9 protein-coding genes and 1 pseudogene are annotated in these 12,829 nt (G+C 58.3%); 6 read left to right on the forward strand and 4 right to left on the reverse strand.

What is annotated here, in order from left to right; genetic code table 11:
- Positions 1–187 precede the first annotated feature (187 nt).
- The 3 genes from FBY31_RS21430 (at position 188) to FBY31_RS21435 (ending at position 2,270) form a co-directional block, all read left to right on the forward strand.
- The gene (locus FBY31_RS21430; protein WP_142045713.1) at positions 188–904 is read left to right on the forward strand and encodes an SOS response-associated peptidase; all 717 of its coding nucleotides are present in this window, start codon (positions 188–190) and stop codon (positions 902–904) included.
- Between the two features lie 9 nt (positions 905–913).
- Entirely contained in the window at positions 914–1,057 is a 144-nt protein-coding gene (locus tag FBY31_RS22900; protein WP_160142498.1) for a hypothetical protein, read from the forward strand.
- Between the two features lie 223 nt (positions 1,058–1,280).
- Positions 1,281–2,270: a hypothetical protein gene (locus FBY31_RS21435; RefSeq protein ID WP_142045715.1), complete on the forward strand. Its 990-nt coding sequence runs from the start codon at positions 1,281–1,283 to the stop codon at positions 2,268–2,270.
- An 84-nt stretch (positions 2,271–2,354) separates the two neighbouring features.
- Here FBY31_RS21435 and FBY31_RS21440 read toward each other — a convergent pair whose 3' ends face one another.
- Together FBY31_RS21440 and FBY31_RS23495 are read right to left on the reverse strand one after the other, a co-directional pair.
- Complete coding sequence (locus tag FBY31_RS21440) at positions 2,355–3,293, reverse strand: hypothetical protein (protein WP_142045717.1); 939 nt, start codon at positions 3,291–3,293, stop codon at positions 2,355–2,357.
- Positions 3,294–3,908: 615 nt separating this feature from the next.
- Positions 3,909–4,049 (reverse strand): annotated as a pseudogene (locus tag FBY31_RS23495) (recombinase family protein); the annotation flags it as partial.
- Between the two features lie 247 nt (positions 4,050–4,296).
- On the opposite strand from FBY31_RS23495, the gene FBY31_RS21455 reads away from it, so the two are divergent.
- Positions 4,297–7,602 carry a helicase-related protein gene (locus FBY31_RS21455; RefSeq protein WP_142045719.1) on the forward strand — a complete coding sequence of 1,102 codons (3,306 nt, stop codon included), beginning with the start codon at positions 4,297–4,299 and terminating at the stop codon, positions 7,600–7,602.
- Entirely contained in the window at positions 7,602–10,400 is a 2,799-nt protein-coding gene (locus tag FBY31_RS21460) for a class I SAM-dependent DNA methyltransferase (RefSeq protein ID WP_142045721.1), read from the forward strand. The genes FBY31_RS21455 and FBY31_RS21460 overlap by 1 nt, the downstream gene beginning before the upstream one ends.
- Positions 10,401–10,508: 108 nt before the next feature.
- Here the strand turns inward: FBY31_RS21460 and FBY31_RS21465 are convergent, their stop codons facing one another.
- Positions 10,509–11,093: a hypothetical protein gene (locus FBY31_RS21465; RefSeq protein WP_235013240.1), complete on the reverse strand. Its 585-nt coding sequence runs from the start codon at positions 11,091–11,093 to the stop codon at positions 10,509–10,511.
- Between the two features lie 413 nt (positions 11,094–11,506).
- Here FBY31_RS21465 and FBY31_RS21470 point away from each other — a divergent pair, with 413 nt between their 5' ends.
- A complete protein-coding gene (locus tag FBY31_RS21470) occupies positions 11,507–11,758 on the forward strand; it encodes an SOS response-associated peptidase family protein (RefSeq protein ID WP_327436942.1) in 252 nt (83 codons plus the stop codon).
- 155 nt (positions 11,759–11,913) lie between these two features.
- Here FBY31_RS21470 and FBY31_RS21475 read toward each other — a convergent pair whose 3' ends face one another.
- Positions 11,914–12,816, reverse strand: coding sequence for an ATP-dependent DNA ligase (locus FBY31_RS21475; protein WP_142045723.1), 903 nt, complete (start codon positions 12,814–12,816; stop codon positions 11,914–11,916).
- Positions 12,817–12,829: the final 13 nt, after the last annotated feature.

Genomic DNA, 12,829 nt, shown 5'->3' on the forward strand with positions numbered 1-12,829 from the left:
TGGCCGACTCTTTTCTCGGGGTCACGCGGCCAAGCGGCGGAGCGATGGCATGAAATCGACGAGACCTTGCCCGAGCGGGGCCGCATGGGGACCCTTCTCGCTGAATGACACGCTGCCCGAGCGTTTAGCAGCCTCGGGTAAAGCACCCTAAAGCACTTCTGCCGCGGCTGCAGGGCAGAATGGCCTCATGTGCGGTAGATATGTGATGTCCAAGGCCACCGGCGACCTTTTGAGTCACTTTGAGGCTAAAGAGATTGAGGGGAGTCCGCCCCCGCCGAGCTGGAATGTGGCACCCACTCAAAGTGTGCCGATTGTTGCCGAACGTTTGGATGAGGGCACCATCGACCGGCATCTGCTTATTGCCCGCTGGGGCCTGGTGCCGTCATGGGCGAAGGACATCAAGATCGGCTCCAAGCTTATTAACGCCCGCAGCGAGAGCATTTTGGAGAAGCCGTCCTTCCGGAAGGCCGCGGTGAAGCGGCGTGCGATCGTCCCTGCGGAGGGTTATTACGAGTGGCAGAAGACTGAGGACGGGAAAAAGATCCCGAACTATCTGTACTCCGAGAACGAGCCTTTGCTGGGTTTCGCCGGTCTGTACGAGTGGTGGGCTGATCCGTCGCTGCCCGAGGGCGACCCTGGTCGCTGGCTGCTCACCTGCACCGTTCTTACCACCACAACGCAGGACGCCTTGGGGCACGTCCATGACCGTTCCCCAGTGATCATCCCGCGGGACCGGTTTGCTGAGTGGCTGGACCCGGACCTGACCGACAAGGACGGCATCCAGCACCTGCTGGACTCTTTGCCGGAACCGACCCTGACACCGCGGATCGTCAGCCCCCGGGTGAACAGCGTGCGCAACAATGGCCCGGAGCTCATTGAGCCCGCCGAGCCTGCTGCCCCATAGGCCCAGGCGGTGATACTCATCGGGACCATCACTAACCCGGACGGCAGTTACGGCCACATTGAGGCCGAAGGCAACACCTATGAGGAAGCGCGGGAAAACCTCTACGCGCTTCTGGAAGACGGCAAAAACCTCATAGCTATCCGCAAGGACTAGCCTGGCTGAAGCCTCTCCGGCAGGCGCCCTGGCTCCGAGTGCTCGTAAGGGATGCCGGCGGGCAGGCCAAGCCCTGACGACCATGGGAGTACACGCGGAGGTGTCCTAGTTCCAAGGAATTGGAACAGTTCGCCTGGAGGCGTTATGGGTTAGCGTTCAGTGTCGGGATGTCCCTCGCTGTCCATATTGTTGTGCGCGTTCACTGACTGAAGGGCATTTCCAAATGCAGTCCATAGAGCTAGAGATGCGCGTGCTGGCCGCCATTGAAGCGATCAAGCAGCACCGGCTGGGGGAGGACGACATGGTCGAGTTCAAGGCTGAGTGGCCTGAACCGGACAAGGAGAGATTCGTCCGTCAGCTCGCGGGAAGCCTCAATCGTGCTGCGGGAGAGACCATCGTGTTGGTCATTGGGGTCGACGAGAAGACTGGGGAACACTTCCCTTGGACCGGCCGTGAGGTGAGTACTTGGTGGGCCAGCGTCCAGAAGCACTTTGATCAGGCCTTACCTGAGTTGGTCCGCGATCGATCGATGGTTATCGCAGGTGGTAAGTCCATTCGCGCATTGGCAATATCCTCTGACAGGGCCCCCTACATTTTGAAGGTTGGACAAACTAGAGAAATCCTGATTCGTGAAGCAACGGGCACCCGCCCTGCTGCCAGAGACGAAATACTGCGTATGCTCGTTCCAGCCATACAGATTCCCAACGTTGACGTTCTAAAGATCGGCGCCACTTTAGAAGAAGATCATGGCGACGCCGATCCAGATTCGGACTATAATGGCGGCATTTATTTCACCGGTTGGGCTGACATCTTCGTTGAACACACCTTCAGCAGGTCAAGCGTGATGTTCCCTCGTCACCGCATCACAGGGGAAATCGAGCCGCTCGCGATGGCCCTCAAAATTAGCTCTCCACCATGGGGAATCCCCGAGCAAAAGGTGATACCTGGTCACGAAGGGGTCGTTGAGCGGACTGATGGGTTCATCGTTAGCGGACCTGGGACGATGAGGGTCCGGTTCAGATCGGAGTTCCTCGACTGGGAGAAGCATAAGCAGATCTTTCATGCCGACTTGTTGCATTTGGCTCTCGAGCTACCCGTCAGCGGAACGAACAGATCGGTACACGTGGACCAGGTGTTGCGTCGACACGACGAGGCAATAAGCTACACAGGGAGCAGCACGGACCCCATGGCTCACTGGTCCCAGAGCTTCTAGTAAACGGGTCATATGTCACCTGTCTATTCGCAGCCGTCACGACGTCGTTTCGGCTTCCCGTCCTCTAGAAAGACGGGAAGCCTTCTAGAGGCTTTCAAGTGCTTTCTCCGCCAAGCCGTTCAGGGCTTCTACGGCGTTCTCAGCGGTGCCGAGAGCGAGCACTTCCATCATCCGGGTAAGGAGTGACTTCAGCCGACTCGGCGCTGGTGCAGGAGCGTTCGTTTCCTGTTCGAGCTCAGTGGCAACTTCTACGACTTCTGCCTGACGTTCGGCGGGGATACCAAGGATGGGAAGCATCTCCCTGAGTGCCGCGGCGACCTTGCGAACATCATCAACTTGATTAGACGTCAGTGTGATCGACTGAGAGACGTTGCTGCCCCCAGTGGTGAGGTTCATGCTGCCCGAATTGTTGATGTGGATCACTGGTGCCCTTTCGCTTGCTGCCACAGCTGGCGGCATGTCTTGGTCTTCGATCTTCTGTATGCCCAACGCTGTGATTTCGGGCCGAATGACGGCACCGCCCATGGCAGCTTTACCACGGATGAACTGCCGTTCCCGGAGGAAACGGGTCGCTTGGCTTATCTCAGTCTCGGTGAAGTCATCACCATAGAACTTGCCGTACTTACTGATAGTAAATCTGGCGATGTTGGGCGATGACCGCCCGTGCAGGTGCTCATCGTAGAGCCATTGGAGCACCGCATCGCGAGCGGCCATATTACGTTTCCGAGGGTCAGTTATGAAGGACCGGAAATCGTCGGCGGCGTCGACGCCCTGGTGAGTGATGGTGACATCGTTTGTTCGTCCGGAGGCCTTCTCGTAGAAGATCCACTCCTTGTCCAGGAGCGCCTCAAGATCGCCGTGAAAAGCGCGCCAATCGAGGCCAAACTTCTCCGCTTCCTCGTACAGCCCTGTTATCTCCGCTGAACGGTGCCGGTTCTCGTCCGCCAACTGCTTGATGTTCAGTAGAAGAAGAAACTGCCGCAGCGCCGACGGAGACCTAACCTCCGCCTCAAAATTGACCATTTCATGATGCTAACAGCGCGGGTTGTCCTGCTTGGTGTTGTGTTTGGGTGTCTTTTCTTGTGTGGTGATTGGTCGCCGCCCTGCAGCTTCTGGTTGTCATCGCGCGTAACCGGCTGGGAGCCCCCAAGTGCCTTAGAACCTCCTCACTGGCTCAGGGTTCCTGTGCCTGCCAGACCCGGCCCCGCATAGTAGATGTGTGTCGTCCCGGCTGAAAGAAACCCGGCCACGACGGCGGGGGAGACGGCAACGCCACGGATTGGTCGGTGGGGGAGTTGGGGAGCCCAGGGCGTCTTTCAAATCTTCGACGAGGGCAGGGAAGAGTACGAACCTGACCGCCAGCACCTGCGCAGCCTGCTGTCCATCTCCGAGTACGACGCTGCCCGCGAGTGGGTCTGGGAGGAACCCGAACGAGCCACACGTCTGATCGATGAGTACAACCCGCGCTTCAACTCCATCGTCCTGCGTGACTACAGCACCGAAGGGGACAGGCTCACCCTGCCGGGCATGCCCAAGGACTTCGCGCCCCGGCTCCACCAGCGCTCCGCCGTGGCACGGATGCTGTCCGAACCTGCCGTCGGCCTATTCCACCAGGTCGGTGCCGGGAAGACGGCTGAAATGGTCATCGGCGCGATGGAGCTGCGGCGCCTGGGCATGGTGCTTGCCTTTAAGCCTCCCCTTCGCTTTTGCGACTGCCATGCTCTCGCGAGTTCGCATCCGGATCAGGTCCGCTTCAAACTCGGCCACCATTCCCAGGACGTAGATAATGCCAAACGCTGGCTGACAAATGGCCCAGCGAAGACCCAGCTCGGCAGGGGCTCCACCGAGAGCGCCGGTGCCTGGCGACCGTGCTTGGCCATCCCACTTAGGAGGGGCGCATACCCAGCTGGCTCGCGCTAGATTTGCTGCCTAGGGCTTAGGGAGAGCCCTAGGATTGCACTGATGATCTGCACGATTGCGCAGCCACTTGTCTGCGGATCCGGAAAAGACCAAATAGCGGGGGGAAATGCCAACGATTTTCGACAACTCTGAGACCAATACTCTTGGAGGAAGCCTCCTCAAAACGTTCCCGGAGCATAAACGGATAGACGTGGCAACGGGATACTTTGATCTGCGAGGTTGGGGGACCTTTTCCGATCTGGTTGATATGAAGCACCCAGCGGAGGGGCACCCGGGTGATCCGGTTGCCCGAGTCCTTGTGGGGATGGTTGCGCCCTCGGCCGCTGAATCCGTGTTGCATGATCTTCAGGAGCAGGTTCAGCCGCCAGACCCGCATGCAGGGATTGCCGATTTCGAGTCTGCCCGTAATCGGCAGGCCCAGCTGGTAAACCACCTGCGGGAACAGCTCATGAGAGGCCTTTCCACTAAGGAAGGCCAGACTTCGCTTCGTGCACTGAAGCGACAGCTCCGGTCTGGTTTGGTTGAAATCAAGGTTTTCACACGGCGCCCTCTGCACGGCAAAGCCTACGTCCTGCACAACCCAGGACACTATGCCCTGCCCATCATGGGCTACCTCGGGTCGTCCAATCTGACGGCGGCGGGACTGTATAGGAATCTCGAGCTTAACGTCGACGTCTTGGAACAGGACGCTGCGCACAAGCTGGACGATTGGTTTATAACCCATTGGAATGACACGTTCTCGCTGCCGATCACCGAACAGATCATTGAACTGATTGAGGAATCCTGGGCAGCAGAAGAACAGCCCACCCCTTTCGAGGTATTCCTGAAGGTCTGCCATTCCATGTCCCAGGACGTCCGAGACGGCTACGGCTACGTACTTCCCCCCTCAATGCATCAGTTGCTCCTTGATTATCAAGAGAGCGCCGTACGAATCCTGGCGCGGCGGATAGTCCGTAGGGGCGGCACAATGCTTGGGGACGTGGTCGGCCTGGGCAAGACCCTTACCGCTGTGGCCACGGCCATGCTGCTGCAGGCCGCGGAGGACTACTCCACTCTTGTCCTGTGCCCGAAGAACCTTGAGGAGATGTGGCAAAAACACCTAGACGCCTACGACATCCCTGGCCGCGTTGTTCCTTACTCGATGGCCGCCAAGGTCCTTCCGGAGCTGAAACGCTTCCAACTGGTGATCTGCGACGAGTCCCATAACCTGCGCACCAACACGCGAAAAGACTACGAGGCCATCAGAGAGTACGTACGTGGGAACGACTCGAAGGTCCTGTTGTTGACCGCTACGCCATACAACCTTGCCTTTGAGGACGTCGCAAATCAGATTGGTCTGTACCTTGACGAAGATGATGATCTGGGTATTGAGCCAATGGCAGCCTTGGCGTTGAACCCGGCGCTGGCCGACAAGGTGGATGGGAAAACGAATACGCTGGCGGCGTTTCGGTTCTCGGAGGAATCGGAGGACTGGAAGCGGCTGATGAGCGATCACCTGGTCCGCCGCACGCGTTCGTTCATCAAGAGGACAGCCAAGAAGAAACCGGTCATGCTGGCCGACGGGCGAACCGTAGAGCGCGAATACCTGGAGTTCTCGGACGGGACACCATTCTTCTTTCCAGTCCGAGTGTCACGGCCTGTCAGCCATGATTTCGGCGCCGACGACCCGGCCCGGCTCATGGAGGACGATGAAACCTTGGATGCCATCAAGTCTCTACTGCTTCCGAGGTATGTTCTGGCTTCCTACGACTCTCTGAAACACCGGCATACAGAAGAGGATAAAAAAATCCTCGACGACATCAGGACGGGCCGCGGAAACGTTGCAGGATTTGTGCGGACCGGCCTGTTCAAACGGCTGTCATCCTCCGGGTACTCCTTTATCCAGTCGCTGCAGCGTCAGCGGGCCCGGAACGACTTGTACCTTTACGCTATCGAGAACCGCCTTCCAGTGCCGTTAGGAAACTTCGCCGATAAACAGTTCGGAGCGGTGACCGACGAAGACATTGAGGAGACAGAAGGAACACACGGAACTTCCGCTTCCCGTTATGAATACCTCCGGGGGCACCTCCCAGCATCCACGAAGTGGCTCAACACGACCATCTTCACGGACGCACTTAGGGCAGACCTAGAGCGCGACAACGACACTCTCACCTGGCTGCTAGACAGGTACGGAACCTGGGATCCTTCCAAGGACTCGAAAATTAACGCTCTCGTCGACCTGCTGACCAAAAACCATCCTGGAGACAAGGTTCTGGTTTTCACTGAGTACAAGGACACGGCCGAGTACATAGCCAAGGCCTTGCAGGAGTCCGGCATCGAAAACGTCGGTCTGGCTACCGGTAACACCGACAATCTTGGGTCCGTCGCCCGCCGCTTCTCCCCAACCTCCAATAAGCTCCCCGGGACCAAAGCAGATGACGCAGCAGTTACAGATCCCATCGATGTGTTGGTTGCCACTGACGTTCTTTCAGAAGGACAGAACCTCCAGGACTCACACATTGTCGTCAACTACGACCTGCCCTGGGCAATCATTCGACTCATCCAGCGCGCCGGGCGAGTGGATCGCATCGGCCAGAAGTCACTTACCGTCTACGTCTACCTAATCTCACACGAAAAGGTCGAGCAGCAGATCAGCCTGCGCCTGCGCATTAAGCAACGGCTCGAGTCCTCCGCACAAGCTTTCGGCTCGGACGAGCAGTTCTTCGGCAGTGATGACGAAATCAGAATTCTCGACAACTTCTACGACGGAACACTGGAAGACGACTCGGTTGTGGATGAGGAAGCGGACGTGGTCAGCGAGGCCTGGCTCGTTTGGTCGCACGCCTTGGAAAAGCATCCACACATCGCCAAGCGCGTTCTGGCCATGCCGGACATGGTCCAGTCGACCCGGAACCGGTTCATCAACGAATCCCGGAGCTGTGTTGTCTGTTACGTCAACACAACCTCCGGTGTAGACGCTTTCGCTGTCTCGACCGGCGGAGAAGCTGGTCTGCGGGAACGGGAGAGACTCATCACCCCCTACGAGGCGTTCAAGCTCTTTCATGCTGAGCCGGAAACCCCTACCGCCCAGCTTAGAGACGACCACTTCGAAAGGCTGCAGCATCTTGTCCATGGCCCTCTTTCCAGTGACAGCGTTGCTACCGGCAACCTAAAGGGCGTTCGCAAACGAATCTGGGAACGATTTACAGGCACCCTCTTCATGCGCGGTGGCGAAGACGCCCTCAACGCTTTGCACGAACGACCCCTGCAGAAAGCAGCAGAAGTGAAACTCCGGGCCGCCCTGCGGATCCGGGTCTCTGACGACGACCTTGTCGCTATCCTCAATCAGCTGCATGACGACGACAAACTCGTCATCAAATCCATAGACAAGGACCCCCTACGGGTCGTCTGCTCACTAGGAATCCAGGACTAATGGCTGCCACACTGCTCGGACTCGTTGACAAACATGACTACCAGAAACTCTTCCTCGAGCACCTGCGATGGTCTAGGCCGGACCAGCAACCTATAACCGTGCCGCTGGACGGCAGAGGAAAATATCACATAGCCAATGTGTCCAGTTATAAAGGGCTTCGCGTCTGGGTCTGTCCCGAGCTGCCAAACTCATCTGACCAGGCCGCAGTTGACCGCGCCATTGCTAAGACGTCAACGGACCGTCTGCTCATTTTTCACGATGAAACGAAGCAGGTCTGGCGCTGGCCGGTCCGAACTCTTAAGGCCGGTAGCGTCACTACGAGACTCACTTCTCACGTGCACGTCACAGGCATGGAAAACCCCAAGCTGCTAAGGCGGCTTCAAGCGATCACTCTGGGCATCACGGAGAGCCTGAGTGCAACTGATGTCATCGAACGCGTCAAGAGGGCCTTCGACGTAGAGACGGAGAAGGAAACCAAACGGGCCTCCAAGCTCATGGCATCCATGTTCGACGCCCTAAAAAAAGCAGGAACACCCGAACACGGGATCTCCGTAACCCTCGCACGCACTCTGTTCCTCATGTTCGGAGACGACACCGACATGTGGGACAAGGACCTGTTCCAGAAATTCATCATTGATCACACGCGCCCGGACGGTTCAGATCTTGCTGATCGTCTCAACGAACTTTTCATTTACCTGGACACTCCGGAAGACCGGGACGCAACGCCAAAGCACCTCGCAGGGTTTAAGTACGTCAACGGGGGTCTCTTCCGAGAACGGATTACGCTTCCTCCGATTGGACCGGAACTGCGTACCGCGATCCTAGACGCCACTTCGTCTGACTGGTCGGATATATCTCCAGCCATTTTCGGCTCGATGTTCCAATCCGTGCGCGATGCGAAGACACGGCGTGAATTCGGCGAACACTACACGTCGGAAAAGGACATTCTCAGGACCCTTAACCCTCTATTCCTCGATGAGCTTCGGGAAGAGTATGCCAAGGCGGTCGATCATCGGGAAGAAACTGCCCTTTTGACCAAGCTACGGGAGCGACTGGCGCGCATCCGATTCCTGGACCCGGCATGCGGCTGCGGGAACTTCATTATCATCGCTTATCGAGAACTGCGGTTGCTTGAAATCGCGATCCTGGAACGGCTCAAACTCAAGGAATCCCAACGCAACAGCAAGGTAGATGCCAGCCAACTCGAAATTGCAATTGGAACAGCGGACAACAGGCAGGGACGCGGGAAGACAACGTTTCTGGACCCCAAGGTTGTCCTAGACAACTTCTTTGGAATCGAAATCGACGAATGGCCGGCCAAGATTGCGGAGACGGCCATGTTCCTCATGGACCGACAATGCGATCTCCAAATGATCGAACGCTTGGGCTATGCGCCTGAAAGGTTGCCGATTCAGCGGCAAGCGACCATCGTTACAGCAACGGAAGACAATCTAGGCCGTGGAAACAGCCTTCGGTTCGAATGGTCCGACCTCTTTCGCCCCGACGACGACACGATCGTTGCAGGCAATCCGCCCTACGCAGGCCAGTCACTACGGACAGATGAGCAGACTGCGGATCTGCAGCTCGCCTGGGGTAACGACTATGACGGGTATCTGGACTACGTCACTGGATGGCACGCTAAAGCCATTACCTTCTTATCTTCGACGACGGGAGCCAGATTCGCCTACGTCACGACGAACTCCATTGCCCAGGGGCAACCAGTTCCAGCCCTCTTTGGGCCGATCTTCAGGGACGGATGGAGAATTCGGTTCGCTCACCGGACGTTCCCCTGGGAATCGGAGGCTTCGGGCAAAGCTGCTGTCCATTGTGTGATCGTTGGCTTCGACAGGGGCGGCCCCCGGCCGCAGCTGTGGGATTACAGCGGAGGCAAGGGAGCAGTCCAGCACAACGAAGTTCCGTTCATCAACGCTTACCTCGTTGACGGTCCAAACGTCCTGGTCCGGAAGCGATCCAAACCACTCACGCCTTCGTTGCCTGAGGTGAACTATGGATCTAAGCCAGTGGATGGTGGATTTCTGGTGGTCAAGAAGCCGGAATATGACCATGTGGTGGCCGATCCCATCGCGGCCAAATATTTGCGTTCGTTCATCGGGGCCGATGAGCTGATCGGTGGGACTGACCGATGGTGTCTATGGCTCGTGGATGCAACAGAGGCAGATATTGAGGCCTCACCTATTCTCCTGGAACGAGTCGAACGCGTTCGACAGATGCGTCTTGCGAGTACCAAAGCCGCAACCCGAACTCAGGCAGCAACTCCGCACATTTTCAGTGAGATACGCCAGCCGAAACGTCCCTACCTATGCATTCCGTCTGTCGTCAGCGAGAACCGAGCGTACTTGACGACGGCCCGCATGAAGCCAGAGGTTATTACGAGCAACCTGGCTTTTACCGCACCGGACGAGGATGGCTTCCTATTCGCACTAATTTCGTCCTCAATATTCATGGATTGGCAACGCCTGGTCGGAGGAAGGCTCAAATCCGACTATCGTTTCTCGAACACCATCGTTTGGAACAACTTTCCCCTTGGACATACAGATCCTGGACCACGCAAAGTAATAGTTGACGCCGGCTCAAGGGTGCTGGCCGCGCGAGCCAAACACCCAGGGGCTTCACTCGAGAGCCTCTACGACCCGAGCGCCATGCCAGAGGATTTGCTGGCAGCCCACCTCGCCTTGGATAAGGAAGTTGATTCCTTCTTTGGCATACCCGTCGAAGCGTTGGAACTGGATCGTCAACGTTTACTACTTGAGCGCTACGTGAGGTACGCATTGCGTTAGAGAGGAAATGCCGAGAGGGTATGGCCATCCTCGGTGGACAGCCAGCTGCCGATCATCGACAGAAAGATCCGACATGCCGCTGGTTCCCGGGCGCGTCCTTAGCCCGCCCTATGCAGACAGCTGGTTCGGGCCACCGAGACAGTAGAGCGCCACGTCGACATTTCTCGCAGACCAAACGTGCCCGTTCCGCTGCGCCAACAATCGCAGTTCTTCCACCAACGCCATGTAGCGTCCGTACCTACCGGGCGCCGCGGAGAGCGTACGGCCCAAAGTCATCAATCCGGCTCGGGCTCGTCGGTCGTATACGGCCATGCGTTCGGGCGCTGCTGCCAGCAGGAGAGCTGACGCGAGTGCATCTCCCGTTCTGAAACCAGGCAACGGCGTCAGCGCACCCCGCCCCGCATAAGCCGCCTCCGGTACGGTCAGCGATCCATCTGTTACGGCCTTTACCGCATTCGTCGTTACTGCCCGAACTTCCGGTTCTTCCAAGGTCATCAGCCGTGGAACCCATCTCGTATCCGCGCGGAGGCGCTTCCAGAAGAGCAACGCCCCGATATCGGCCTTGCCGATGCTGCCGGTCGCCTGAATTCGGTCAGCGACGTCGGTGAGCACTTGGTCGTATGCCGGCGAGGTAGCTGCAATATAGGCGGCTTGGGCCAATCCGAGCGTCTCCCAGACCTGCGAGTCGTCCATAGCTGGAAGCATGCCACACGCCGGTCAAGACCTCTGGTTGCCACGAGGCGCTGATGGAGTCTCGCCCCAAGGTGGGCGCAGCTCGCGAAGCGGGGCGGCCCAAAACTGACGCGACTGGAACTGTGACGTCGCATGTTCGCCGGGTTTCCGCAGTCCGCATAATTTCCCGTGGACGATGCCACGTGGGTGTCATACATACTTGGGGTATCTGATAGCCAATCTTGAGCTGTTGCTGAGTGAGGGCAGGTAGATTGGTGTTTCGGTTCATTCAGGTTGGTAGCCAAGAGTCCCGAACGGCAAGGCCCTCGCTCACATGGCGGGGGTCTTGTCATGTACCTGGACGTCTGCGGGGTACCAGGTCCGGTCGTACGCGCGCAACGGGGGTCACGCGATGATTCCACAGGGATCAAGAATTGCCTTCGCAAGTAGATATCCAGCCACCCAGGACGCCCTGGGCCACGTCCATGACCGCCCCGGTGATCATCCCGCGGGACCGTTTCGCGGAATGGCTCGACCCGGACCTGACCGACAAGAACGACATCCAGCACCTGCTGGACTCCCTGCCAGAACCGACTCTGACACCAAGGATTGTCAGCCCCCGGGTCAACAGTGTCCGCAACAACGGGCCGGAGCTCATCGAGCCCGCCGAGCCCGCAGGCAAATAGATAGACTCAGGCGGTGATACTCGCGGCACTATCACTAACCCGGACGGCAGCTCCAACCACATCGAGGCCGAGGGCGACACCTATGAAGAAGCGCGGGAAAACCTCTACGCGCTTCTGGAAGAGGGTCAAAACCTCCTAGTGATCCGCACGGATCGCTAACCCGCATGAAGCCGGTCCGGCAACGTCACGTCGGCAGGTGATAGCTCCGGCCTGGCCCGGAGTATCCGCAAGGGGTGCCGGAAGGATCTTCCTGACCATGCGGTATCTGCGGAGACCTCAATAACCAGGGGCTCCACGAGCGTCAGCGCCACGGGTTCCTTGTCCCGGTTGAACCTGTCCAGGGCCGTACCTTTCACACTGGTTGGCCAGGGATGCTCACCCACAGGCGGGTGAAGCCATCTCGCCAGCTCCCTACTATCCCTCGCCTTCAGTGGCGTGGACCGGCCCACGATCCGCAGCTTCCCATCCAGGACGAGGCCGGCAACAACTTCAGATGGTTGGGTGATCGGCCCAATCACTGCGCCGCAGATGATGTCTACGGTTTCTCTGTGTTTGAGCTTCAGCCACGAGCGTGCACCCGGGGTGTAGGGCTGATTCAAATCTTTGATGACCAGCCCTTCAATCCCTGTGGGTGGCAGGTCTTCGAACCACTTTTCGGCTACCTCCCGGTCAGTGGTGGCGGGGGAGAGGGACAGAGGCGGGTCCCAGCTGCTGGCGAGTTCTTCAAGGAGCGCCCGGCGGTCGGTCAGCGGCAGGTTCCTGGCGTCATGCCCGGCGACGGCAAGGACGTCGAACGCAGCGTAGCTGGCCGGCGTTGCAGCAACCAGCCCGGGAAGAGTCTTTGGCCCAGCACTCAGGCGCTGCTGCAGGGCGGTGAAGTTCAATCGTCCCTGGCTCCAGATCACGGCTTCGCCGTCGATCACACATCCCGGTGGCACGGCCGCGGCGATCGCTGCAACGAGTTCCGGGAAGTACCCCGTCAATTCCTTCTGCTGCCGGGACCACAACGTGGCGCCGTTATCGTCACGGATGCAGACGGCCCGGCATGTTAACTGCACCTTGAGTTGGTCT

The organism is Arthrobacter sp. SLBN-100 (assembly GCF_006715305.1).
GTDB lineage: Bacteria > Actinomycetota > Actinomycetes > Actinomycetales > Micrococcaceae > Arthrobacter.

What these genes read in the sequence shown, in the direction of transcription:
- FBY31_RS21430 (WP_142045713.1), top strand. Translation starts at nt 188, where the DNA reads ATGTGCGGTAGATATGTGATGTCCAAGGCCACCGGCGACCTTTTGAGT.
- FBY31_RS21460 (WP_142045721.1), top strand. Translation starts at nt 7,602, where the DNA reads ATGGCTGCCACACTGCTCGGACTCGTTGACAAACATGACTACCAGAAA.
- FBY31_RS21435 (WP_142045715.1), top strand. Translation starts at nt 1,281, where the DNA reads ATGCAGTCCATAGAGCTAGAGATGCGCGTGCTGGCCGCCATTGAAGCG.
- FBY31_RS21455 (WP_142045719.1), top strand. Translation starts at nt 4,297, where the DNA reads ATGCCAACGATTTTCGACAACTCTGAGACCAATACTCTTGGAGGAAGC.
- FBY31_RS21440 (WP_142045717.1), bottom strand. Translation starts at nt 3,293, where the DNA reads ATGGTCAATTTTGAGGCGGAGGTTAGGTCTCCGTCGGCGCTGCGGCAG.
- FBY31_RS21465 (WP_235013240.1), bottom strand. Translation starts at nt 11,093, where the DNA reads ATGGACGACTCGCAGGTCTGGGAGACGCTCGGATTGGCCCAAGCCGCC.